The 21,974-nt window shown below is 65.3% G+C and carries 24 protein-coding genes; 16 read left to right on the forward strand and 8 right to left on the reverse strand.

Going from position 1 to position 21,974, the window contains the following annotated elements; genetic code table 11:
• Nucleotides 1-870 carry a YbgC/FadM family acyl-CoA thioesterase gene (locus ACFOPI_RS21355; protein ID WP_382178507.1) on the forward strand — a complete coding sequence of 290 codons (870 nt, stop codon included), beginning with the start codon at nt 1-3 and terminating at the stop codon, nt 868-870.
• A 13-nt stretch (nt 871-883) separates the two neighbouring features.
• Here ACFOPI_RS21355 and ACFOPI_RS21360 read toward each other — a convergent pair whose 3' ends face one another.
• Together ACFOPI_RS21360 and ygfZ are read right to left on the reverse strand one after the other, a co-directional pair.
• The gene (locus ACFOPI_RS21360) at nt 884-1,813 is read right to left on the reverse strand and encodes an NRDE family protein (RefSeq protein WP_382178509.1); all 930 of its coding nucleotides are present in this window, start codon (nt 1,811-1,813) and stop codon (nt 884-886) included.
• A complete protein-coding gene (gene ygfZ / locus ACFOPI_RS21365; protein WP_382178511.1) occupies nt 1,810-2,745 on the reverse strand; it encodes a CAF17-like 4Fe-4S cluster assembly/insertion protein YgfZ in 936 nt (311 codons plus the stop codon). The genes ACFOPI_RS21360 and ygfZ overlap by 4 nt, the downstream gene beginning before the upstream one ends.
• Before the next feature lie 109 nt (nt 2,746-2,854).
• On the opposite strand from ygfZ, the gene mltG reads away from it, so the two are divergent.
• The 8 genes from mltG to ACFOPI_RS21405 all read left to right on the forward strand — a co-directional run bounded on the left by mltG (nt 2,855) and on the right by ACFOPI_RS21405 (nt 9,640).
• On the forward strand, nt 2,855-3,823 hold the full coding sequence (gene mltG, locus ACFOPI_RS21370) for an endolytic transglycosylase MltG (RefSeq protein WP_382178513.1): 969 nt from the start codon (nt 2,855-2,857) through the stop codon (nt 3,821-3,823).
• Nucleotides 3,824-3,829: 6 nt separating this feature from the next.
• Nucleotides 3,830-4,519, forward strand: a complete 690-nt coding sequence (gene tmk, locus ACFOPI_RS21375; RefSeq protein WP_382178516.1) for a dTMP kinase — start codon at nt 3,830-3,832, stop codon at nt 4,517-4,519.
• Nucleotides 4,516-5,547 carry a DNA polymerase III subunit delta' gene (locus ACFOPI_RS21380; RefSeq protein WP_382178519.1) on the forward strand — a complete coding sequence of 344 codons (1,032 nt, stop codon included), beginning with the start codon at nt 4,516-4,518 and terminating at the stop codon, nt 5,545-5,547. The genes tmk and ACFOPI_RS21380 overlap by 4 nt, the downstream gene beginning before the upstream one ends.
• Nucleotides 5,548-5,590: 43 nt before the next feature.
• Nucleotides 5,591-5,959 carry a PilZ domain-containing protein gene (locus tag ACFOPI_RS21385; RefSeq protein WP_382178521.1) on the forward strand — a complete coding sequence of 123 codons (369 nt, stop codon included), beginning with the start codon at nt 5,591-5,593 and terminating at the stop codon, nt 5,957-5,959.
• A 67-nt stretch (nt 5,960-6,026) separates the two neighbouring features.
• Nucleotides 6,027-6,827, forward strand: a complete 801-nt coding sequence (locus ACFOPI_RS21390; protein ID WP_382178524.1) for a TatD family hydrolase — start codon at nt 6,027-6,029, stop codon at nt 6,825-6,827.
• Nucleotides 6,828-7,508: an ankyrin repeat domain-containing protein gene (locus tag ACFOPI_RS21395; RefSeq protein WP_382178527.1), complete on the forward strand. Its 681-nt coding sequence runs from the start codon at nt 6,828-6,830 to the stop codon at nt 7,506-7,508.
• A 112-nt stretch (nt 7,509-7,620) separates the two neighbouring features.
• The gene (locus tag ACFOPI_RS21400) at nt 7,621-8,109 is read left to right on the forward strand and encodes a tripartite tricarboxylate transporter TctB family protein (protein ID WP_382178529.1); all 489 of its coding nucleotides are present in this window, start codon (nt 7,621-7,623) and stop codon (nt 8,107-8,109) included.
• 19 nt (nt 8,110-8,128) lie between these two features.
• Nucleotides 8,129-9,640, forward strand: coding sequence for a tripartite tricarboxylate transporter permease (locus tag ACFOPI_RS21405; protein ID WP_382178531.1), 1,512 nt, complete (start codon nt 8,129-8,131; stop codon nt 9,638-9,640).
• A gap of 72 nt (nt 9,641-9,712) precedes the next feature.
• On the opposite strand, the gene ACFOPI_RS21410 is transcribed toward ACFOPI_RS21405, so the two are convergent.
• Both ACFOPI_RS21410 and ACFOPI_RS21415 read right to left on the reverse strand, forming a co-directional pair.
• On the reverse strand, nt 9,713-9,841 hold the full coding sequence (locus ACFOPI_RS21410; RefSeq protein ID WP_382178533.1) for a hypothetical protein: 129 nt from the start codon (nt 9,839-9,841) through the stop codon (nt 9,713-9,715).
• Between the two features lie 63 nt (nt 9,842-9,904).
• The gene (locus ACFOPI_RS21415) at nt 9,905-10,222 is read right to left on the reverse strand and encodes a hypothetical protein (RefSeq protein WP_382178535.1); all 318 of its coding nucleotides are present in this window, start codon (nt 10,220-10,222) and stop codon (nt 9,905-9,907) included.
• Between ACFOPI_RS21415 and ACFOPI_RS21420 the strand changes: the two genes are divergently transcribed.
• The 6 genes from ACFOPI_RS21420 (at nt 10,221) to ACFOPI_RS21445 (ending at nt 15,375) form a co-directional block, all read left to right on the forward strand.
• Entirely contained in the window at nt 10,221-11,081 is an 861-nt protein-coding gene (locus tag ACFOPI_RS21420) for a transporter substrate-binding domain-containing protein (protein WP_382178538.1), read from the forward strand. The two genes, ACFOPI_RS21415 and ACFOPI_RS21420, sit on opposite strands and share 2 nt — an antisense overlap.
• Nucleotides 11,082-11,107: 26 nt before the next feature.
• Entirely contained in the window at nt 11,108-11,809 is a 702-nt protein-coding gene (locus ACFOPI_RS21425; protein WP_382178540.1) for an ABC transporter permease, read from the forward strand.
• A complete protein-coding gene (locus ACFOPI_RS21430) occupies nt 11,809-12,525 on the forward strand; it encodes an ABC transporter permease (protein WP_382178543.1) in 717 nt (238 codons plus the stop codon). Before ACFOPI_RS21425 ends, ACFOPI_RS21430 begins: the two co-directional genes overlap by 1 nt.
• Before the next feature lie 23 nt (nt 12,526-12,548).
• A complete protein-coding gene (locus ACFOPI_RS21435; RefSeq protein WP_382178546.1) occupies nt 12,549-13,670 on the forward strand; it encodes a M14 family metallopeptidase in 1,122 nt (373 codons plus the stop codon).
• A 16-nt stretch (nt 13,671-13,686) separates the two neighbouring features.
• Nucleotides 13,687-14,454, forward strand: a complete 768-nt coding sequence (locus ACFOPI_RS21440; RefSeq protein ID WP_382178549.1) for an ABC transporter ATP-binding protein — start codon at nt 13,687-13,689, stop codon at nt 14,452-14,454.
• Nucleotides 14,455-14,580: 126 nt separating this feature from the next.
• Nucleotides 14,581-15,375, forward strand: a complete 795-nt coding sequence (locus ACFOPI_RS21445; protein WP_382178552.1) for a hypothetical protein — start codon at nt 14,581-14,583, stop codon at nt 15,373-15,375.
• A gap of 13 nt (nt 15,376-15,388) precedes the next feature.
• Here ACFOPI_RS21445 and ACFOPI_RS21450 read toward each other — a convergent pair whose 3' ends face one another.
• Together ACFOPI_RS21450 and ACFOPI_RS21455 are read right to left on the reverse strand one after the other, a co-directional pair.
• Nucleotides 15,389-17,872 carry a penicillin acylase family protein gene (locus tag ACFOPI_RS21450; protein ID WP_382178555.1) on the reverse strand — a complete coding sequence of 828 codons (2,484 nt, stop codon included), beginning with the start codon at nt 17,870-17,872 and terminating at the stop codon, nt 15,389-15,391.
• A 68-nt stretch (nt 17,873-17,940) separates the two neighbouring features.
• Nucleotides 17,941-18,885: an FHA domain-containing protein gene (locus ACFOPI_RS21455; protein WP_382178558.1), complete on the reverse strand. Its 945-nt coding sequence runs from the start codon at nt 18,883-18,885 to the stop codon at nt 17,941-17,943.
• A 383-nt stretch (nt 18,886-19,268) separates the two neighbouring features.
• Here ACFOPI_RS21455 and ACFOPI_RS21460 point away from each other — a divergent pair, with 383 nt between their 5' ends.
• Nucleotides 19,269-19,601, forward strand: a complete 333-nt coding sequence (locus ACFOPI_RS21460) for a hypothetical protein (protein ID WP_382178561.1) — start codon at nt 19,269-19,271, stop codon at nt 19,599-19,601.
• A 20-nt stretch (nt 19,602-19,621) separates the two neighbouring features.
• On the opposite strand, the gene ACFOPI_RS21465 is transcribed toward ACFOPI_RS21460, so the two are convergent.
• Both ACFOPI_RS21465 and tadA read right to left on the reverse strand, forming a co-directional pair.
• Nucleotides 19,622-20,551 (reverse strand): LD-carboxypeptidase, encoded by a 930-nt coding sequence (locus ACFOPI_RS21465; protein WP_382178564.1) that lies wholly within the window; start codon nt 20,549-20,551, stop codon nt 19,622-19,624.
• Complete coding sequence (tadA, locus tag ACFOPI_RS21470) at nt 20,548-21,945, reverse strand: tRNA adenosine(34) deaminase TadA (RefSeq protein ID WP_382178567.1); 1,398 nt, start codon at nt 21,943-21,945, stop codon at nt 20,548-20,550. The genes ACFOPI_RS21465 and tadA overlap by 4 nt, the downstream gene beginning before the upstream one ends.
• Between the last annotated feature and the right edge of the window lie 29 nt (nt 21,946-21,974).

Genomic DNA, 21,974 nt, shown 5'->3' on the forward strand with positions numbered 1-21,974 from the left:
ATGCCCGCAATGTCCCGCGCCGACTTCCGCTTCTTCCACCGACTGCGCGTGCGCTGGGCCGAGGTGGACATGCAGAAGATCGTCTTCAACGCCCACTACCTGATGTACTTCGACACCGCCATCACCGACTACTGGCGGGCGGTGGCACTTCCGTATGAAGAAGCGATGCACAGCCTGTCGGGCGATCTCTATGTCGTCAAGGCGACGGTGGAATTCCATGCCTCGGCGCGCATGGACGACCAGATCGACGTAGCCATGAAATGCAGCCGCATCGGCACCTCATCGCTCACGTTCACCGGCGCGATCTTCCGCGGCGACCAGCACCTGATCTCGGGCGAACTGGTCTACGTGTTCGCCGACCCCGCCACCCAGACATCAAGACCGGTGCCGCAGGCGCTGCGCGACACCCTGATGGGCTACGAGGCGGGCGAAGCGGTGACAACGGTGCGCATCGGTGACTGGGCCAAGCTCGGCGCCGATGCGCGGGCGGTCCGAACCGAGGTGTTTGTCGATGAGCAGCAGATTCCCAAGGATCTGGAGCAGGACGCGGCCGACGCGACCGCGGTGCACGCCGTGGTCCACAACCGCCTGGGGCAGGCGGTGGCCACCGGGCGTCTGATCCCCACCGGCACACCGGGCGTCTCTCAGGTCGGTCGGCTGGCGGTCAAGCGCGTGCTGCGCGGCGGCTCGCTGGGCCGGCAGGTGCTGCAGGCGCTGACCGATGCAGCCCGGGCGCGCGGCGATCGCGAGGTGCTGCTGCACGCCCAGAGCAGCGCCATCGGCTTCTACGACCGTATGGGTTGGCAGCGGCGCGGCGCGGCCTTCGAGGAGGCGGGCATCCCGCACCAGGAGATGTTCCAGCCGCTGTGAGCGGCGCGTCGGTTCAGGACAGCTGCAGCCGGTGCGGCTCGGCGTCGGTCCAGCGGTGCGGACCAGCCGCCGGCGGCTTGTGGGTCCACTCGGTGAAGTCGGCGCTCCAGTCGCCGCCATGGCGCACCACGTTGAGCAACAGGCTGCTGCGCGTGCCGTAGCCGCGATCAGCCATGTCGACGAAAGGACTGGACAGCGCCCGCTCCAGTTCGGCTGGCACACCGGTGTCGGGCAGTTCGGACTCGGGCCGGGTGTCGCGGTCGGCCAGCGCGGCCACCAGCGGTGCCGGATCGTTCAGCCCGGCCGCGAGGGCTTGATCCAGCGACCGCTTCAGCCGCAGGGTCTTGGGCCAAGGGGTGTCGAGCGCCGCGTTGGACAGGCCGTAGACCCCCGCCGTCAGCCGCCGGTGGTGCAGACCATCGGCTTGCTCTGCGTGTGGTCGGGCCGGGTTGCGGTTGCTGACCCAGGCCCAGAAGCCGGTGGCCAGATCGCCCACCACGAGATTGAATCCGCCGTAGTCGGTCGCGGCCACGCCCGACAGCAGAGCGTCCCAGGAGCTGCCGGACTGCAGCCAGCGCGTGGTCAGCTCGCCTCGGCTGCGGCGGCCCGGGCCGGGGTTTGCGCTGCGCACGTTGGTGAGCATGGCGACCCGTCCGCCCTCACTCACCCCCAGCCAAGTGCCGCCGTCGCGCAGGTCGCGGCCCGCGACGACACCGGTGCCGTCGGGCAGGGCCCAACGGTGCAACGGCTCGGTAGGACGGTCAAAGAACTCGTCGCGGTTGGCTGCCAGCAGCAGGGGCCGGGCCGGGTCGGCCTCGATGGCGAAGGCGATCAGGCACATGGCGCCCGAGTCCGACAAGGTTTCACCGCCGGGCCGCCCCACGGTGAAACGCACCGCCTCGTTGGGCGGCGACCCGCGCAGCGGCGGAGCGTGGGGGCTCAAACATCTGCCAGCAGCGGGTAGGGCAGCGGCAGCAGGGTCAAGCGCGGACCGCCTGCCGCACCCAGGTGCAGCGCACCGCCTTCGGCCGCGCTGGTCTGCATCGACACCATCGCTCGCCAGCCGCCCGCAGGTGATGCCGCCGCGGCGACCACGGTGCCGCAGGGCTGCGACGGGTCGCTGTCGTGAAACACCTCCTGGCCCGCGGCCATCGGCGCATCGCCCTGCACCGGGTAGGCCCGGCGCTTGAGCGTGCCGCGGAACTGGCTGCGCGCCACCACCTCCTGGCCTGGGTAGCAGCCTTTCTTGAAGTTCACGCCGCCCACCGATTCCATGTTCACCATCTGCGGCACAAAGGCCTCGACCACCGGCTGGCTCAGCAGCGGCACGCCGGCCACCACGTCCAGCCAGTCCCAGGCCGCGCTGTCCAGCGCCGGGCCGGGCGGCGGTTCCACACCGACCGGCGCCACCCAGAGCGCGCGAGCGGTGTCGCCAGCGTGGTACAGGCGCACGAGCTGCGCTCCGTCGGCGTCCAGCTTGCTCCAGGGTGCGGGGGGCAGGGCTGCGGGCACCGTGTCGCCGGCCAGACCGCGCAGCTGGAATTCGGCGCTGGCGTCGCTCAACTTGACCTTGGCGCGCAACATGAACATCGACAGGCGCTTGAGCGTTGCGGGCAGCACGTCGGCGTTGCAGACCAGCAGGATCTCATCATGGCTGCGCTTGAAGCCGATGAAGCTGGCCAGCAGCCGGCCTTTGGCGGTGCAGAAACCGGCCAGCCGCGCCTCGGACAGACCCAGCAGGGAAAAGTCGTTGGTCAGCTGGCTGTGAAGGAACTTGGCGGCTTCTTCACCCTGGGCGCAGATGACGCCGAGCCGGGGCAACAAGGCCACGCCGTGCAGGGCGTTGGCAGGTGGGATTTCGAGGGCTTGGGACATGATCGGTCGATTATCATGCGCCGTTCCGCGACGCGCCCCAACGTCCGCCAAGCCCCACTTTCCTGCTGTGATACGACTGCTCTCCCGGCTTCTGCTGCTGACGATTCTGATGGCCGCGATGCTCGCGGGCGGTGCCTGGTGGTGGCTGGGCCAGCCGCTGGTGCTGCCTGCCGGCACCACCGCCGAACAACCGCTGGCCGTGGAAATACCGCCCGGCGCCTCGGCACGGGGCGTGGCCAGTGCGCTGACCAACGCGGGCGTTCAGGCGCCACCGCTGCTGCTGCAGGCCTGGTTCCGCCTGTCGGGCCAGTCGCGCGCCATCAAGGCTGGCGTTTATGAAATCCAACCCGGTGCCACGCCTCGCAGCCTGCTGGGGCAGCTGGTGCGGGGTGAGCAGGCGCTGCGCAGCCTGACGCTGCTCGAAGGCTGGAACTTCCGAGAACTGATGGCCGCGGTGCGCGCCTCGCCCGACCTGACCCAGGACCTGGAAGGGCTGGATGCCGCAGGCATCATGGCCAAGATCGGCTATCCAGGACGGCACCCCGAAGGACGCTTCTTTCCGGACACCTACCGCATGGTCCGCCAGGCCCCTGCGTCCAGCGTGCTGAAACAGGCGGCCCAGGCCATGGAGCAGCGGCTGGCCCAGGCCTGGGAACAGCGCGACCCGTCGACCCTGCTGCGCTCGCCCGATGAAGCACTGATTCTGGCCAGCATCATCGAAAAGGAAACCGGCGCCGAGGCCGACCGCGCCCTGGTCGGTGGCGTATTCAACAACCGCCTGCGCATCGGCATGCGCCTGCAGACCGACCCGACGGTGATTTATGGCCTGGGCGAACGCTTCGACGGCAATCTCCGCAAGATCGACCTGCAGACCGACACCCCCTACAACAGCTACACCCGCGCTGGCCTGCCGCCGACGCCGATTTCCATGCCCGGTTGGGCCTCGCTGCTGGCGGCGGTGAAACCGGCCGACACACGGGCCCTGTATTTCGTGGCGCGTGGCGACGGCAGCAGCCAGTTCAGCGCCACCCTCGACGAGCACAACGCAGCGGTGCGCAAGTTCCAGCTGCAGAAGTGAGCCACCATGAGTCCTGAAGCGACCACCTCGCGCGGCCTGTTCATCAGCTTCGAAGGCATCGATGGCGCCGGCAAGTCGACCCACATCGACGGTCTGGCCAAGGCATTCCGGGACCAGGGCCGCACGGTCACGCTCACGCGCGAGCCGGGCGGCACGCCGCTGGCCGAAAAGCTGAGGACCATGGTGCTGGGCGATCCGATGGATCCGTTGACCGAGTCGCTGCTGGTGTTCGCGGCGCGGCGCGACCACCTGGTGACCGTGATCGAACCGGCGCTGGCACGCGGCGAGGTGGTGCTGTGCGACCGCTTCACCGACGCCACCTTCGCCTACCAGGGCGGAGGCCGTGGCTTCGACCTGCAGGTGTTGGGCACGCTGGAGCGCTGGGTGCAGACCACCCCCGCCGCCGAGACCAGCCTGCGCCAGCCGGACCTGACAGTCTGGTTCGACCTGCCGCCCGAAACCGCCGCAGCCCGCCTGGCCGACGCCCGCACACCCGATCGCTTCGAAGCCCAGCCGCTCGAATTCTTCCGCCGTGTGGCCGCCGGGTATGCGGCCCGCGCCGAGGCGCAGCCGGCGCGCTTCGCCCGCATCCAGGCCGACCAGACCCGCCACCAGGTCTGGCAGCAACTGACGGCGACCTTCGTGCGCCGCGGCTGGCTGTCCATCATGGTGGCCGCCAACAGCGGACCGACATGACCACTGCCCTGGATGCTCCCTGGCTGCTGAAACAGCGCGAACGCCTGCTGGCGCAGCGTGGCCATGCCTGGTTGCTGCAGGGGCCTAGCGGCCTGGGCCAGTACGCGCTCGGTCTGTCGCTGGCCCAGGCCTGGCTGTGTGAGCAGCCAACGGCTCAAGGCGCTTGCGGGGTCTGCGAGAGCTGCCACCTGATCGGCAGCCGCTCGCACCCCGACCTGGTGGTGCTGATGTCAGAAACCGAGATGCTGGCACGCGGCTGGCCGCTGTCCGAATCGGCACAGAAAGAGGTCGATGACAAGAAGCGCAAGCCCAGCAAGGAAATTCGCGTCGAGGCCATGCGCGACATGGTGGCCTTCGCACAGCGCACCAGCGCGCGTGGGCGCGGCACAGCGGTGCTGGTCTACCCGGCGGAACGCATGAACACGGTCACCGCCAACGCCTTGCTCAAGACGCTGGAGGAGCCGGCCGGCGACACGCGGTTCGTGCTGGCCAGCGAATCGGCGCACCAGTTGTTGCCCACCATCCGCAGCCGCTGCCAGGCGCACGCCATGGCTTGGCCTTCGGACGACGAGGCCATCGCCTGGCTCCAGACGAGGGCCAGAGAGGCCGGAATGAAAGAGGTGGGTGAGCCCGAAGCCCGAGCCTGGCTGCAGGCCGCCGGAGGCCGGCCGGAGGATGCCCTCGCCTGGGCGCAGTCCGGACTGACCGCGGCCCGCTGGTCACAGTTGCCCCAGGCGCTCGCGCGTGGCGACTGGGCACTGGTGGCGGACTGGTCCGCCCCGCAGCAGCTGGCCATGCTGCAGAAGCTGTGCCACGACCTGATGTCGGTCGTAGCCGGTGCGGCGCCGCGGTTTTTTCCGGCCGACAGCCTGCCGCCGGCACCCCGGTGGGCCGTGCTGGCTCGCTGGTCCAAGGCGTTGACCGATGCCGCGCGCACGGTCGAACACCCCTACAACGCCGGCCTCATGCAGGAAGCCTGGGTGGCGGCCACGCGACAGGTGCTCTCGCCCCGCGCTGCGCGCGCCTGATGAGCCGATTGCCCAAAGCCGTTTGCCGCTAAACTTGCCCGCCATGAGCACCAGCCCGAGCCAGCCCGCGTCTTCACGCCCCAGCGTGATCCAGCTCTCCATCAAGGAGAAAGCGGCGCTCTACGCGGCGTACATCCCGCTGTTCACCGACGGGGGCATCTTCATTCCCTCGTCTCGTGACTACCGGATCGGTGACGACGTTTACGTGCTCCTGAGTCTGCCCGACGATCCGCAGCGCTATCCCGTTGCCGGCAAGGTGGCCTGGGTGACACCAGCCAAGGCGCAAGGTGGCCGCACCCAAGGCGTGGGCATCCGCTTTCCAGCGGACGAAAAGTCCCGGCAGCTGAAGATCAAGATCGAGGAAATCCTCGGTTCGGCGCTGGCCTCCGAGAAGCCGACACAGACGATGTGACCGTCGCACGCGTCGGTCTTTCCCTCTGCTTTCCGCCTTGTCCCGGGCACCGCCCGCGGCCACCGCCATGTTCACCGACTCCCACTGCCACCTCAGCTTTCCCGAACTGACCGAGCAACTGCCGGCCATCCTGCAGGCCATGGAGGAGGCTCGGGTGAACCGCGCGCTGTGCATCTGCACCACGCTGGAAGAGTTCGACGCCGTGCAGGCCCTTGCCCGTGACCATGAGCAGCTGTGGGCCACGGTCGGCGTGCACCCTGACAACGAAGGCATTCAGGAACCCTCGCTGGACGATCTGCTGGCGGGCGCGGCGCGCGAGAAGGTGGTGGGGATTGGCGAAACAGGGCTGGATTACTACCGGCTCAACGGTCGCAGCGTGGCCGAGATGGAGTGGCAGCGCGAACGGTTCCGGGTGCATATCCGTGCCGGGCGGCAGACAGGGCTTCCTCTGGTGATCCACACTCGCAGCGCGTCGGACGACACCCTGGCCATCTTGCGCGAGGAGGGCGGCTTCGCAGGCAGCGCGTCCAGTCCGGTGTCGCGCGGGGTGTTCCACTGCTTCACCGAGACGGCGGAAGTGGCGCGGGCCGCCCTGGACCTGGGTTTCTACATTTCCTTCTCCGGCATCCTGACCTTCCGCAATGCGGCCGATTTGCGGGAGGTCGCACGCTTCGTGCCGATCGACCGCATCCTCATCGAGACCGACAGCCCCTACCTGGCGCCGGTGCCGCACCGCGGAAAGACCAACAACCCGTCCTACGTGCCCCACGTGGCTCGTCAGATCGCCGAGATCAAGGGGCTGAAGGTCGAAGACGTGGCCGACGCGACGAGCCAGAACTTCGAGCAGCTGTTTGACCGAGTGATCTAAATGCTGAGGCAGAACGTGAGAAATATTAAAAAGTACATTGTTTTCAATGCACTTTTCATGCTCTGCAGTTTTGGATTCGCAGGCTCGTTCGAAGACTTCTTCAAGGCGGCGGAGCTGGACAACGAGTCGACGATGGTGGCGCTGGCGTTGCGTGGATTCGATCTCAACAGCCAGAACGAAAAGGGCGATTCGGGCCTTCATGTGGCGCTGCGTGAAGGCTCGCTGAAGGTGGTGAATTTCCTGCTGACCCAGCGCGCGGTGCGCGTGGAGCTGCACAACCGTCAGGGAGAAAGCCCCTTGATGATCGCGGCCATCAAAGGGCACCAGGACATTGCCCGCCAGCTGATCCGGCGCGGCGCCGAAGTCAACAAGCCCGGATGGACGCCATTGCACTACGCCGCGTCGCGGGCCGAGCCTGACAGCGTCGACATGGTCCGGCTGCTGCTGGAACACCACGCCTACATCGATGCGGAGTCGCCCAACCGGTCCACGCCGCTGATGCTGGCTGCCATGTACGGGAACCGCGATCTCGTGCCATTGTTGCTGGAAGAGGGCGCCGACCCGTCGCTGCGCAATGACCAGGGACTCACCGCTGTCGACTTCGCCAGGCGTGCCGACCGCGACGACATGGCCGAGTTGATCGCCCAGAGATTGCGGCAGCGCCGCGCGCCTGGCCGCTGAACAAACAGCGGTCGCATCAGCGACTGCCGCCTGTTTCTGTAGGTGTAACCCACATGGGGATCGGGGCGAATGCCACCGAGAATCGCGCTGTTCTTATTCCGAGGAGACAGCCGTGGCGATAGCCAGTCAGAAAGACTTTGTTTCGGGACTCATGTTCATGACCGTGGGCGGCTCGTTCGCCTGGGGTGCGGTGGACTACGAGATCGGAGAAGCCGCACGCATGGGGCCGGGTTACTTCCCCTTCATGCTCGGCCTCCTTCTGGTGTTGCTGGGTGCACTGGTCACCTTCAACTCCTTCAAGTCCGGCCCACCGGGCGGCGACAAGATCGGTGCCATTGCCTGGAGACCCCTGGTCTTCATTCTGGGTGCCAACCTGCTGTTCGGCGCCTTGCTGGTGGGGCTTCCTTCACTGGGCATTCCGGCTTTCGGCCTGATCGTTGCCATCTATGGTCTGGTGGTCATGGCCGGCTACGCCCGTGAAGGCGCGAAGCTCAAGGAGTCGCTGATCCTGGCCACCATCCTGGCCATCGGCAGCTACCTGGCCTTCGTGAAGATGCTGAACCTGCAGTTCCCCGTGCTGCCCTGGTTCCTGGCGAACTGAACCCGAGGAGAACAACAAGATGGATCTGATCAACAACCTCGCCCTGGGTTTTGGCGTTGCCTTCACCTTCCAGAACCTGATCTACGCCTTCATCGGCTGCTTGCTGGGCACGCTGATCGGCGTGCTGCCCGGCATTGGTCCGCTGGCCACCATCGCCATGCTGCTGCCGGCCACCTACGGTCTGCCGCCGGTGGCCGCACTCATCATGCTGGCAGGCATCTATTACGGTGCGCAATACGGTGGCTCCACAACAGCCATCCTGGTGAACCTGCCAGGTGAGTCGTCCTCCGTGGTGACCGTGATCGACGGCTACCAGATGGCCCGCAAGGGCCGGGCAGGCCCCGCTTTGGCCGCGGCCGGTCTGGGCTCGTTTTTCGCAGGCTGTGTCGGCACGCTGATCCTGGCCGGTTTTGCAGGCCCACTGACCGAACTCGCCCTGGAATTCGGTCCCGCCGAATACTTCTCGCTGATGATCGTGGGCCTGATCGGTGCCGTGGTGCTGGCCTCCGGCTCTCTGGTCAAGGCCTTGGCCATGATCGTGCTGGGCCTGCTGCTGGGCCTTGTTGGTACCGACGTGAACTCGGGCGTGGCGCGATACAGCTTCGACATTCCCGAACTGACCGATGGCATCAGCTTCCTGGCAATTGCCATGGGCGTGTTCGGCTACGGCGAAATCATCCAGAACCTGTCGCACCCGGACGAAAAGCGCGAGGTGTTCACTGGCAAGGTGCAGGGCATCATGCCCACGGCCGAAGACTTCAAGAACATGTTCCCGGCTGTGCTGCGCGGAACCGCGCTCGGCTCGGCCCTGGGCATCCTGCCCGGTGGTGGTGCGCTGCTGTCGGCATTCACCGCCTACACCATCGAAAAGAAGACCAAGCTCAAGCCCGGTGAAGTGCCGTTCGGGCAGGGCAACATCCGCGGCGTGGCCGCGCCGGAGTCGGCCAACAACGCCGGTTCGCAGACCTCGTTCATCCCGCTGCTGACGCTGGGCATTCCGCCCAACGCCGTGATGGCGCTGATGGTCGGTGCCATGACCATCCACAACATTCAGCCGGGCCCGCAGGTGATGACCAGCAACCCGGAGCTGTTCTGGGGCCTGATCGCCTCGATGTGGATCGGCAACGCCATGCTGGTGATCCTGAACCTGCCGCTGATCGGTATCTGGATCAAGCTGCTGACCGTGCCTTACAAGTGGCTGTTCCCGGCCATCGTGCTGTTCTGTGCGATCGGGGTGTATTCGACCAACAACAACAGCTTCGACATCTGGATGGTGGCGCTGTTCGGCCTGATCGGCTACGGCTTCATCAAGTTGGGCTGTGAGCCGGCGCCGTTGCTGCTGGGTCTGATCCTGGGCCCGATGATGGAGGAATATCTGCGCCGCGCACTGCTGATCTCGCGTGGTGACTGGTCGGTGTTCGTGACCCGCCCGCTGTCGGCCAGCCTGCTGGTGGTGGCTGCGATCCTGCTGATCGTGGTGCTGATGCCGTCTGTGAAGAAGAAGCGCGAAGAGGCGTTTGTCGAAGACTGATTTGGCCCAGGCGTTGGCCACAGAAACCCCGGTCAGGAGCCTCTGGCCGGGGTTTTTTCTTGTGAGCCGGGATCAGCCCGGCAACTGGCGACCAGCCCATGCCAACACCTGCCAGAACGCCAGGACCGGCGAGAGCACACAGGCCCAGAACACCAGGAATTCGAGGGCCATGGCAAGGTAGTGCTCAAACGTGGACAGCATGATGTTTCCTTCCGGGGCGTTGGATTCAAGTGAACCGGTGTTCCTGCCGAGATGTGAGATTGGTCACAAATCTGCCGATGACTCCAGTTCGGTTGTTCTCGGGCAGACTTGAGGCAGATCGCGTGGCTCGGCGTAATAAGTGTTTCTGGATGAAACATTTCTATAATGTTCTACGATGTATATTATGTTAAGTAAAAGAATAAGAGGAACACCGATTCCAGGTTCGGCCTGAATGTTGCTCATGCCCTCGTGCGCAGACACCTGCATCCGGGGAAACACCAGCTTGGTGCATCCGTCAATTGGACTGCCCACACCTACAATGTTGCCCACCGGCAGGAGTCCAATCTGCCAGTTCCATTCAACCTTCTCAAGGAAGTTCATGAAGCATCTGTTTCTGACCCTCAGCATGATCGGCGCCGCCACCCTGGTGGGCTGTGGCAAGACCGAAGCACCCGCGCCGGCCGCCCCGGCGCCTGCACCCGCCGCAGAAGCAGCGGCACCTGCACCCACCAGCCAGTGGCCAGAACTCCGTGTGGCCATCGACCCCACCTACAAGCCTTTCACTTACAAGACCGATGCGGGCGAGCCTGCCGGTTTCGACGTGGACGTGGCCAAGGCGCTGTGCGACGAACTCAAAAGCAAGTGCGTCTTCGTCGAGCAGGCCTGGGACGGCATGATTCCTGGCCTGCTGGCTAAGAAGTACGACGCCATCATTTCCTCGATGTCGATCACCGAAGAGCGCAAGCAGTCGGTCGATTTCACGGGCAAGTACTACAACACGCCTTCTTGTGTGGTCGTCAAGACCGCCCTGAACCTGGGCGCCGACGCCGCGGGCTTCAAGGGCAAGAAATTGGGCGTGCTGAAGGCCTCCACCCAGGAAAAGTACGCCATGGGTGAGCTCAAGCCCGCAGGCGCGACCGTCGTGCCTTACGACGCCCAGGACCAGGTCTATCTGGATATCAAGTCAGGCCGTCTGGACGGTACCGTGGCCGACGTGGTTGAAGTCCAGGGTGGATTCCTCTCCACGCCGGACGGCAAGGACTACAGCTGCGCCGGTGGCCGCATTCCGGTCGAGTTCGATGCCAAGTACTTCGGCGCTGGCGCCGGTGTGGCCATCCGCAAGGAAGACACCGCCCTGCGCGACGCTCTGGACGCCGGCATCAAGGCCATTCGCGACAACGGCAAGTGGAAAGAACTGTCCGAGAAGCACGTCCCTGGTGTGGACATCTGGGGTTCCTGATCCACTGAGCTGAACCGCGAGCGCCGATGACGACCTATTTCATCCAGATCCTCCAGGGCCTGCTGGTCACCCTCGGCGTCTCGCTGGGCGCGCTCGTGGTCGCTGCCGTGCTCGGCCTGGCCGGCGCGGCTGCCAAACTCTCGCCCTACCGCTGGCTCAACTGGGTCGGCGACATCTATTCCACCGTGATCCGGGGTGTCCCGGATCTGGTGTGGATGCTGCTCCTCTACTTTGGCGGGCAGATCCTGATCAACGACATCTTCGAGGCCATGGGCTACCGCAGCGGCCCGCAGATCAACCCCTTCGTGGCGGGTGTGCTGACCATCGGCTTCGTCTACGGCGCCTACATGACCGAGACCTTCCGCGGCGCGATCATGAGCGTGCCCAAGGGGCAGTCAGAGGCCGGCTGGGCCTACGGCATGAGCCGCTTCTATACCTTTCGCCGCATGGTGCTGCCCCAGATGGTGCGATTCGCGCTGCCGAGTTTCACCAACAACTGGCTGGTGCTGCTCAAGGCCACCGCCCTCGTTTCGGTGATCGGCCTGGCCGACATCACCAACCTCGCCAAGCAGGCCGGCGCAGCCGCGCGCGGCGAGATTCCTGGCGCTGCCATCATCTTCATGGCCTTCGCCGGCTTTCTCTACCTCCTGATCTCAACCGTCAGCCTGATCCTCCTGCGCAAAGCCGAAGCCCGTTACTCCGTGGGCGTGAAGCGGGGTGAGTTCTGATGGACAAGTTCGCCATCATCTTCCAGCCGCAGAACCTCGCGCTGTACTGGACCGGTTTCCTGGCGACCATGGAGTTGCTGGCCATCAGCCTGCTGGCCGGCGGCCTGCTGACACTGCCGCTTACCTTGATGCGGGTCTCGCGCAACCGCTGGGTGTCGACGCCGGTCTGGCTGTTCACCTATGTGGTGCGCGGCACGCCGCTGCTGATCCAGGTCTATTTCATCTACTACGGCATCGCCCAGCTGGAGTGGGTGCAGGCACTGTGGGACACGGTCTGGCCCTGGACGCTGTTCAAGGACCCGTTCTTCTGTGCGGTGGCCGCGTTCTCGCTCAACACCTGCGCTTACACGGTCGAGATGCTGGCGGGCGCCATCAAGGAAACGCCGGCTGGCGAGATCGAGGCCGCGCAGGCCGCCGGCTTCAGCAAATGGAACATGATGTTCCGCCTGGTGCTGCCCAGCGCCCTACGCCGCACCCTGCCCGGCTACTCCAACGAAGTCGTGATGATGCTGCACGCCACCTCGCTGGCCAGCGTGGTGCCGGCGCTGTATGACCTGACCAACGCCGCGTATGCGATCTACAAGACCTACTACCTGGCTTTCCAGCCATTCATCGTGGTCGCGGTGCTGTATTTCATACTGACTTTTGCCTTGGTCTACGTGTTCCGGCTGCTGGAAAAGCGCTTCCTGGCCTACCTGCGCCCGCGCACTCACTGATCCCCCGTTTTCTCTTCTTCCGGATGCGACAGCTCCAACATCCCCTGCTTTCTCCGTCGCTGGGCACCCAGCGCCTGGTCACCAGCCTGCACTTCGGTCAGGCCACCAACGGTCGCAAGGCCTACATCCAGTCCAGCCTGCACGCCGACGAGCTGCCCGGCATGCTCACCGCCCACAAGCTGAGAGAGCTGCTGGCCGCAGCCGAGGTTGCCGGCGAGATGCCCGGCGAGGTCGTGCTGGTGCCGGTGTGCAACCCGATTGGTCTTGACCAGAGCCTGATGCACCACCAGATGGGCCGCTTCGAGCTGCTGACCATGGAGAACTTCAACCGGAACTACCCGGACTTCTTCAACCTGGTGAAGGACCGGATCGCTCCGAAGCTCACGCAGGATGCCGAGACCAACAAGGGCATCGTGCGTGCCACCATGCACGAGGTGCTGCGCGAACAGGAGGTGACCACCGAGCTGGAGAGCCTCCGCCAGGTGCTGATGACCCTTGCCTGCGACGCCGACGTGGTGCTGGACCTGCACTGCGACTTCGAGGCCACTCTGCATATGTACGTCGAGCAGCCGATGCTCGACCTGATGGCGCCACTGGCGCGCCTGCTCGGTTCCCAGGCGCTGCTGTGGGCGCGGGGCTCGGGTCCTTCGATCTCCTTCGACGAAGCGCTGTCCGGCCCGTGGTGGCGTCTGCGCGATCACTTCGCCGACCAGGCACCGATACCCCTGGGCTGTGCCAGCACCACCGTCGAGCTGCGCGGCCAGACCGATGTGTCGGACGCCCTCGCCACACAGGATGCCCTGGCCATCGTCGGCTACCTGCGCCACGTCGGCGTGATGAACGGCCCTGCCCCTGCCCTGCCCGAACCGCAGTGCGAACCGACACCTTTGGCGGGCACGGAAGCCTCCCACGCACCCCACCCGGGTGTGATCGACTTCGTTGCCCAGGTCGGTGAACGCGTGGCCGCCGGCCAGTTGCTGGCGCGGGTGATCGACCCTCTGGCGCCGCGCGAAACCGAGATCCGCAGCAGCATCGAGGGCATCGTCTACGCCCGCCACAACCTGCGCTGGGCCACAGCCGGCATGGAAATCTGCCGGGTCGCCGGCCGCAACCCGATCCGCGCCGGCAACCTGCTGAGCCCCTGAACCCCAAGAACGCACCATGACCACCAAACTCGAAGCGATCGACATCCGCAAGAGCTACGGCTCGCACGAGGTGCTCAAGGGCATTTCCCTGACGGCCAAGGCCGGCGACGTGATCAGCATCATCGGATCGTCCGGCTCGGGCAAGTCCACCTTCCTGCGTTGCATGAACCTGCTCGAACGCCCTCAACAGGGCCGCATCGTTGTGGCCGGTGAAGAGCTCAAGCTGGTCACCGCCAAGGACGGCATGCTCAAGGCTGCCGAAGAGAAACAGCTGCAGCGCCTGCGCGCCAAGCTGGCGATGGTGTTCCAGCACTTCAACCTCTGGTCCCATCTCACGGTGCTGGAAAACGTGATTGAAGCTCCGATGCATGTGCTCGGCAAGGGCAAAGACGAAGCCGTTGCCACCGCCCGCAAGTACCTGGACAAGGTCGGCCTGCGCGAAGTCGAGGGCAAGTACCCGGCCCACATGTCGGGCGGCCAGCAGCAGCGCGTGGCGATTGCCCGGGCACTGGCGATGGAGCCCGAGGTGATGCTGTTCGACGAACCGACCAGTGCGCTCGACCCCGAGCTCGTCACCGAGGTGCTGCGGGTGATGCGCACGCTGGCCGAAGAAGGCCGCACCATGGTGGTGGTGACCCATGAAATGGGTTTTGCGCGCGAGGTCAGCAACCACGTTCTGTTCCTGCACCAGGGACGCATCGAGGAACAGGGCAACCCGCGCGAGGTGCTGGTCAACCCCAAGTCCGAACGGCTGTCCCAGTTCCTTTCGGGCAAGCTCAAGTAGGTCGCGGCGAGGTTCGCCAATCGGGCGAACAGCGGGGTTTCCGTCCCTCTGTTGGTGGGTTTCTGTGAGGTCCGGATGCGAGAGCATTGCTCCATCCCGGAACCCCCGCCAGAAAGGAACCTCTCCATGAGCACTGTCGACACCAGCAACTCCAGCGCCTGGTCCCAGACCCTGTCGTCCCTGAGTGGCGCCATGTCCAGCTACCTGCAGGACAAGATGCACAAGAAGATGGACGCCGATGGCGATGGCGGCGTCAGCCAGAGCGAGTTCCAGGCGGCGCTTGAAAAGGTGGCCGGCAAGCTGGGCGTGGAGGTGGGCCAGGGTGCGTCCGAGCTGTACGCCTCGCTCGATGCCAACAAGGACGGTGCGCTCAATGGCAGCGAGGTCGGAACCCTGCTGCAGAACCTCTTCTCGTCTGCGTCGAACACGCAGGCATTTGTCCAGTCGCGCGGCGACGAAGCCCGGTTCGCCGAGCTCGACGCCGACAACGATGGCCAGATCTCGATGGCCGAATTCGGCATCACGCCCGCCACCGAAACCACGGTCGTGCAGACCACTACCACGGTGATCACGACCACGCAAAGCCCGTCGGTGGACGGTGTGGTCAATGGAACCACCACGCCAGTGCACAGCACGCCGGTAGCCACGGCCCCGGCGACGAGCGATCCTGTGCTTGCTGCCACGACCCCGGAAGAAGACGCCGTGGTTGCCAGTACCGAAGAGGCGGGAGCCGAGACCGAGGACGCGTCCCTGCAGGCCCTCATGCAGACCGTCGACACCGATGGCAGCGGCGACATTTCAAGTACCGAGCTGAACGCCTACGTGGCCAAGCTCAGCGCCCAGGCCGAGGCAGCCAGCAAGCGCTACAACAACACTGCCCTGGCCTCACTGAGCGGCGGCAGCCTCCACGAATCCGCGTGACGCCTGTCGGCGATCAGGGCTTGAGTTCCAGGCTGCTGCGCCACTGTGCAGGCGCCATTTGCAGCGGCCGGTATTCCACGGCGGCCCAGGCGTCGCTCATGTCGCGGTAGCGGCTGGAGAGCACGTTGCCGCTCTGCCCCGTCTGGTAGATGAACAGAGAGTTCTCCGGCTCCGCCAGGTCATAGATGGCGCGCAGGCTGGCCGCGTGCCGGTTGGCAAACGGTGCATCGGCCTTGTCCAGGTGGTACTGGCCCACGTTCACGGTGAATGGGTCGCCCCCCGTCTCCTTGCGAACCTCGAACATGGGCGCCAGCGCTCCGACATTGCTGAATGGGCGGTGCACGGAAATCGCCGGGTGGGCGGCGCCCCAGCGCCAGCGCGACACATCCTGGCCTTGCTGCGCACTGATGCGGTTCAGGGCGCGGTCCAGCGCCGCCGTGCTGGCAGCAGCACAGCCCTGTTGGCCGCACCAGCCGCGGTCGTCGCGTTCCAGAATGCCTTCAACCGCGTTGCGGAACAGCCGCTTGCCATAGAGCTTCTCGAACCGCTCAACCCCCAGGCGCTGGCCCACCACACCACGCGTGAACTCGTCGACCCAGACGCTGTAGAGCAGCGGTGCGGCAGCGTCGGCGGACATGCCGCCCTTGAAGTCCTTGAGCGAAGCCAGCGCGGCAGCGGCGAGCGGGTGGCTGGATGGAGTCTTGCTCAGATGAGGCAGAAGGCGCAGCGTCGCCTCTGAATGCAGATCGCCGTGCATGGCCCGGAAGCTGGCCGTGTCGTGTTTCTCCGTCTGAGCCAACAGGGCCTCGATGCGCTCCTGACGGTACGGCGCCGCCCAGTCCTGGGTCAGGAAATGCGGGTAGTCGACCGCATGGATGCGCTGGTTGGCGGTGGCGATCCAGCCCTTGGCACCATCGTCCTGCGGGGTATCTTCGTAAGGCAGGTATCCCGTCCAGTCGTAGCGGGCGTCCCAGCCTGGCGACGGTGCTACACCGCGGATGCGGTTGTCCGGTGACCGCAGCGGCACCTTGCCCACCGCCTTGAACGCGATGCGGCCGCTGCGGTCGGCCATCACAGCGTTCTGCATCGGTGCGTGGAAGTAGCGGTACGCCTCCACGAGATCGTCGACAGAGCGTGCGCGGTTGGAAGCCAGGGTGGCGTCCACGTTGCGGTTGTCCGCCTCCAGCGCGGTCCAGCGCAGCGACAGCGCGAAGCGCCCGGTGTCGATGAGGTCGCGCGCACGACCCGGCGCATCGCTGAGCACAGGACCATGCCGGCTGCTGCGCACCGTGTGCACCAAGTCCGGCTCACCCTTGACGCGGATGGTTTCGACACGTTCGTCGAACCGTGCCCAAGCCTCCTGCCCCGCTGGCGCCGGCACGCGATAGCGGGTCGGGTCGCTGGGGTCCAGCTGCTCCAGGTAGAGGTCCTGCACATCAGGGCCGGTGTTGGTGAAGCCCCAGGCCACGTCGGGCGTCCGTCCCAGCACCACGAACGGGGTACCCGGCAAGGTGGCCCCGATCACGTCCATGCCCCTGAGGCCCGGCACGTCCGGCGCCTGCAGGCGGGCGAAGTACCAGATCGCCGGCGCGCTCAGGCCCAGGTGCGGGTCGTTGGCCAGCAGCGGCTTGCCACTGGCGCTGCGCGCACCCGACACCACCCAGTTATTGGAGCCTTTGCCCTCCACCTCCCCGAGGGAACGGGTCCACTCGATCACACCTTGCGCCAGCGTGTCCGCAGCAGGCGGGGCCTCGGGAGCACGCGACTGTTTGCTGTCAGCAGCCGGAAACACACGCATGGCGCGGTACAGCTCTGCCAGATCGGCCGAGGCCGCAGGTGCCTCACCCGGATACGGCGGAAACAGCTGCCACAAAGCCGGCGTGTCCAGCACCTGCAGCGCGGACAACCGGGCCAGCTCGTTGCCCCAGTTGCCGCCAAGGTCCAGCGCCATCATCAGGGCCCAGCCTGCGCTGTCCTCGGGTTCCCAGTAGCGACCAGCCGCAGCCTCTTCCCGCGGATCGATGTGCAGGATCTGGAACTCGGGCGACAGCGCTTGCTGGCGTCCTGCAAAAAACGCGTTCACGCCATCGCTGTAGGCCTTCAGCGCCACACGCCCCTCTTCGCTCATACCGGCAAGTTGCGCTTGGGCGGCCTGCCGGATGCCCAGCGTGCGCATGAGCAGATCGGTCTCCAGCGTGGAGCGACCAAACACCTCGGACAACTGACCCCGCATCAGGCGTCGGTTGAACTCCAGCTGCCATCCGCGTTCCTGCGCGTGCACATAACCCATGGCCATCCAGGCGTCCCGCGGATCGGTGGCCAGAATGTGCGCTACATCGCTGCCGTCGCGTTGCACCTGCACGGCACCTCGCAATCCCGGCAGCTGGATTTCACCGTCCATCCGCGGCTGGCTTCGCCACGCATAGATCGACAATCCCACCGCCCCGAGCAGGATCAGCAGCAGCAACAGAAAAAACAAACGGGTCAACCAGCGCATCAGGACCTCCAAGGCTTGAGCGATGGTAGCGGCGCCGGGCCGCAGGTGCACCCGGGCTTGCCAGTGGCTCAGACGCGCGTGCGACCGTGCCCGAGCACCATCTGGCCATCCACCAGACGGAAGCTCACTGTGGGTGCGCTGATGTCCGTGAAGGGGGCGCCCATCGAGAACTCGCCATCGCTGTGCAGCAGGCACTCCTGCCGCCTCAGCGCAATGGCGTTGTCAGTGCCGGCAAAGCGAACCCAGGTGCCGTAGCTGCTGGTGTCTTCCAGCAGGTAGTTGCCCGAGCGGATGTCGATGGAAGCGTGCATCCGGGAGACACGCGGATCGTTCACTACAAAATCGGCCTCCGGCACCCGACCAATCTTCAACGGCAAATCGGTGAGATTGAACGACTGGCTGGCGTCGAGCCAGCCCAGCTCGATGCCTCCGAACACGGACTCCGTGCTTTTTCTCAGAGCATGCAGGTCGGCCGGGAGCGTCAGGAACTCCGAGAGCATTTCGGTCTGCCACTCGATTCGGAAGACCTCTGCCGGCTCCACCCGCCCCTTGATCCGGATAGGCCCCAGGCTGCGACTGCGCACGTTCTGACCCTTGCCCAGCTTGCGGATCACCATGTCATTGGCCAGGATCTGCTCAGGCCCAGCCAGATCGCTCAGACGCGACGCGACGTTGACCGCGTCGCCAAAGCAGTCACCGTCGACCTGCACTACCTGCCCGCGCGCCATGCCGATCTGCATCATCAGCTTGAGCCGGTTGGGCCACTGGGCCACCCGCTGCGAGTGTTCTTGCTGAATGGTGCTCATGCACTCGACGGCAAGCCGGTTGTTGGTGAACGAGAGCAGAACACCGTCGCCCAGCATCTTGACGACCTTGCCGTTGTGTTCAAGTCCCATGGCCCCGATCCACTGGGTCAGCTTGGTCACTGCCTTGGCGGCACGGTCGTTGCCCAGTGTTTCAAACACGGAGACGCTGCCGGTCAGGTCCACAAAGGCAATCGTCAGTTCGGCCATGAAGATGAATAGAAATCGGCCTGGGCGAGGCGGGGTGCTGGTGGTGTCCACCGAAGCGTGGGGCGGCTGGCCGATGGTAACAAGGTGTGTGGTTTATCACACTTCCGGCCATTTAAGCACTGGAATTGACGTGACCTAGTACCGCTGTTGGGCGTTTCCACGTGGTTGAGTCCAAAGGACCTAAACGAACCGGCCGTCATTGAACACTTTCCGGAGCAATTGCTGGCGTCGTCACCAGACCTGTACACGCAATATCTTAAACAGTCTTTCTAAGCGCTTGATTTGGCTGTTGTTTTCTTGACTTTCCTCAAGTTGGAGACCTTGCCCGTGGGTCGCCACGGACGTATCCTGCACCCCATAACTTCCTATCGTTGGGATTGCAAATGCGCTGGATCAAACCCACCATTCGCCACAGCATCTCTGCCTTGCTGGGCACCGAGGTACGCAAGCATGCGCCGGAGTCGCTGGAGCCGGTGCGCCAAGCCATGCTGTCTGTTCTGGGTGAGGCAGGCGCACAAGCCAATCCCAGACTCAAACACCGCCTCATGTATGTGCACGATGTACAGGCGCTCTGGTATGCCCGAGCCGAGATGGTGGCCGTGCTCAGCGGTCTTCACGGCGAGGCACGGGCGGTCGATCTGGTTCGCAGCGTGACACCGGTGTTCAATGGCCTCCTGCCCAAAGGCCTCATGGAATCAACCCGCTCGGCCCGCTGAGGCGTTTGCCAGCGCCACGCTCATCCCCAGAACATCAGGGCCTCGCGCCCCTGCACCATCACCTCCACTTCCCGGCCCACCGGAAGCAACACCTTGGTGGAAACATGCCCGAACGGCAGGCCCGTCAACACCGGCGTCCGGGTCTGACTTCGAAGCCAGTCGACCACCGTTTGCAGCTTGAACCCACGGTCGTGCGGAACCGTCTTGAAGCGGTTGAAACTGCCCAGCACGATCAGCTTCTGTCGTCCCAGGATGCCGGCATGCAACAGCTGCGTCAGCTGCCTTTCGATGCGGTATGGATGCTCATTGACATCCTCCAGAAACAGCACGCCGCCCTTGATTTCGGGCACCCAGGGCGTGCCGACCAATGAACACAGCACCGACAGGTTGCCGCCCCAGAGCACAGCCTTGTGCAGGTGCAGCGATGAACCTTCTTCTTTGGAGGACGTGGGCAGACAAGGCAGGTCCTTTTTGGGCAGCACCCAGCCTGCGCCCTCGCCGTGCCCATCAAGCAAGTCGTCAAAACACGCTTCCATGATGTCGTCGGGCTCTTCGGCGCCAAAGTCCTCACCCAGGGCCGGGCCCGCCCAGGTCACGGCACCCGTCTTGGCCAGCAGCGCGCATTGCAGGGCGGTGAAGTCGCTCAGGCCGACGAACTGGGTGCCCTTGCCGATGGCTTTCGCGAGCTGCTTGTAGGGCAGTGCCGGCAGGATGCGCGTGAGGCCGTAACCCCCGCGAGAAATCAGCGCGACGTCGGCACCGCTGGCGGCAGCACGGCCCACAGCCGCCACGCGTGCCGCGTCGTCACCCGCAAAGCGCATGTGGCTGCTCAGTGCTGCCTCGTCGATCTCGACCTCGTGTCCGAGCTGTTGTAGCCGCTTCACCCCACGGCGGAAGGCGCCCTTGTCGCGCACGGCACTGGAGGGGGAGTAGATGTAGATATGGCTCATGGCTCGTTGTGTGAATCGCGGGGGATGGAAAAGTGCCGGCAGGCGGCGCGGGCAATCTGCTCGCCGTGCTCCGGTACAAAATGACCCGCCTCGGGCAGAGTCCACGGCGGCGGGCACCCCCGGATGTTACGGGCCAAGTCCTGCATGACCGGCTCACCCAGCACCGGATCGCGTGCGCCAATCACCATCAGTGTCCGGCCCTGCCAGCGTTCTCGCCAGAACCGCCGTGCGTCGCGCGAGATCGCGGCTCCTGCATCGTCGGTGTGCTCGGGCACCATGGTGGGAAAAGCGCGCAGCGCAGCGCGATGGCCAGCGTCGGGAAAGGGCGCGTTGTAGGCTTCGCACTCGCCGGCATCGAGGTGCGGATTGCCACGCCCAAACAACCGTCCAACGTCGAACAACGGCTTGTCTGCGCACATCTTGCGCCAGGCCAGGAAACCCGGAGACAGGGCTTCGTCGCCAGTGGCCAGCAGAGTGTTCATGACGAGCAGTCCGGCATAGCGTTCTGGTGAGGCCATCGGCAGGGTCAAACCAAGCAGACCACCCCAATCCTGGACCACCAGCACGACATGGCGCAGATCCAGCCGTTCGATGAACTCCAGCAGCACCTGACGGTGCCAGTCGAAGCGGTGGAACACGTCCTTCTTGGGCTTGTCGCTCTTGCCAAAGCCGATCAGGTCGGGAGCGAGCACGCGATCCCCCGCCGCGACGAAGACGGGAATCATCTTGCGGTACAGATAGCTCCATGCCGGGTTGCCGTGCAGACACAGCCAGGTGCGTGAGGCGTCCCGCGGCCCCTCGTCGAGGTAGTGGAGGCGAAGACCATCCAGTGACGACAGATCAGTCAAATAGTGTGGAGGCCAGGGGTACCCCGGCAACCCGTCGAAGCGGCGTTCGGGTGTGCGCAGCGCATCGTCCCGCAAGGGATGGGCTTCGCGGCGCTGCTGGTTGCGGCGGGCCTTGAAGAAGTCGCTGAGCAGACCGCCGCACTCCCCTGCCCTCACGCCACCCTGCACCACGGTCTGGTGGTTCAGCTGCGCATTCCCGAACAGGTCGACCACCGAACCGGCTGCGCCGGTCTTCGGATCACGCGCGCCGTACACCACACGCCTGAGCCGCGCATGCAGCAGGGCACCGCTGCACATGGCGCAGGGCTCAAGCGTCACGAACAGTTCGCAATCATCCAGTCGGTAATTGCCCAACGCCTGAGCCGCCGCGCGCAGGGCCACGATCTCCGCATGAGCGGTAGGGTCGTGCATGGCAATGGGAGCGTTGCGCCCGACACCCACCACCTTGCCCTGATGCACGACCACCGCGCCGACCGGCACCTCGCCCGCGGCGAGCGCGGCCTGGGCTTCTTTCAGGGCCAGGCCCATGCAATCGGCGTCGTTCATGCCACCATTGTCCCGCACCCTTTGGGTGG

It is taken from the genome of Hydrogenophaga luteola, assembly GCF_042648585.1.
Lineage (GTDB): Bacteria > Pseudomonadota > Gammaproteobacteria > Burkholderiales > Burkholderiaceae_C > Hydrogenophaga > Hydrogenophaga luteola.

Coding starts and splice junctions, on each gene's coding strand:
- ACFOPI_RS21460 (WP_382178561.1), top strand. CDS start 19,269: ATGCGCTGGATCAAACCCACCATTCGCCACAGCATCTCTGCCTTGCTG.
- ACFOPI_RS21415 (WP_382178535.1), bottom strand. CDS start 10,222: ATGAACTTCCTTGAGAAGGTTGAATGGAACTGGCAGATTGGACTCCTG.
- ACFOPI_RS21455 (WP_382178558.1), bottom strand. CDS start 18,885: ATGGCCGAACTGACGATTGCCTTTGTGGACCTGACCGGCAGCGTCTCC.
- ACFOPI_RS21425 (WP_382178540.1), top strand. CDS start 11,108: ATGACGACCTATTTCATCCAGATCCTCCAGGGCCTGCTGGTCACCCTC.
- tadA (WP_382178567.1), bottom strand. CDS start 21,945: ATGAACGACGCCGATTGCATGGGCCTGGCCCTGAAAGAAGCCCAGGCC.
- ACFOPI_RS21380 (WP_382178519.1), top strand. CDS start 4,516: ATGACCACTGCCCTGGATGCTCCCTGGCTGCTGAAACAGCGCGAACGC.
- ACFOPI_RS21445 (WP_382178552.1), top strand. CDS start 14,581: ATGAGCACTGTCGACACCAGCAACTCCAGCGCCTGGTCCCAGACCCTG.
- ygfZ (WP_382178511.1), bottom strand. CDS start 2,745: ATGTCCCAAGCCCTCGAAATCCCACCTGCCAACGCCCTGCACGGCGTG.
- ACFOPI_RS21405 (WP_382178531.1), top strand. CDS start 8,129: ATGGATCTGATCAACAACCTCGCCCTGGGTTTTGGCGTTGCCTTCACC.
- ACFOPI_RS21465 (WP_382178564.1), bottom strand. CDS start 20,551: ATGAGCCATATCTACATCTACTCCCCCTCCAGTGCCGTGCGCGACAAG.
- ACFOPI_RS21410 (WP_382178533.1), bottom strand. CDS start 9,841: ATGCTGTCCACGTTTGAGCACTACCTTGCCATGGCCCTCGAATTCCTG.
- ACFOPI_RS21450 (WP_382178555.1), bottom strand. CDS start 17,872: ATGCGCTGGTTGACCCGTTTGTTTTTTCTGTTGCTGCTGCTGATCCTG.
- ACFOPI_RS21385 (WP_382178521.1), top strand. CDS start 5,591: ATGAGCACCAGCCCGAGCCAGCCCGCGTCTTCACGCCCCAGCGTGATC.
- ACFOPI_RS21395 (WP_382178527.1), top strand. CDS start 6,828: ATGCTGAGGCAGAACGTGAGAAATATTAAAAAGTACATTGTTTTCAAT.
- ACFOPI_RS21355 (WP_382178507.1), top strand. CDS start 1: ATGCCCGCAATGTCCCGCGCCGACTTCCGCTTCTTCCACCGACTGCGC.
- ACFOPI_RS21435 (WP_382178546.1), top strand. CDS start 12,549: ATGCGACAGCTCCAACATCCCCTGCTTTCTCCGTCGCTGGGCACCCAG.
- ACFOPI_RS21440 (WP_382178549.1), top strand. CDS start 13,687: ATGACCACCAAACTCGAAGCGATCGACATCCGCAAGAGCTACGGCTCG.
- tmk (WP_382178516.1), top strand. CDS start 3,830: ATGAGTCCTGAAGCGACCACCTCGCGCGGCCTGTTCATCAGCTTCGAA.
- ACFOPI_RS21420 (WP_382178538.1), top strand. CDS start 10,221: ATGAAGCATCTGTTTCTGACCCTCAGCATGATCGGCGCCGCCACCCTG.
- ACFOPI_RS21430 (WP_382178543.1), top strand. CDS start 11,809: ATGGACAAGTTCGCCATCATCTTCCAGCCGCAGAACCTCGCGCTGTAC.
- mltG (WP_382178513.1), top strand. CDS start 2,855: ATGGCCGCGATGCTCGCGGGCGGTGCCTGGTGGTGGCTGGGCCAGCCG.
- ACFOPI_RS21390 (WP_382178524.1), top strand. CDS start 6,027: ATGTTCACCGACTCCCACTGCCACCTCAGCTTTCCCGAACTGACCGAG.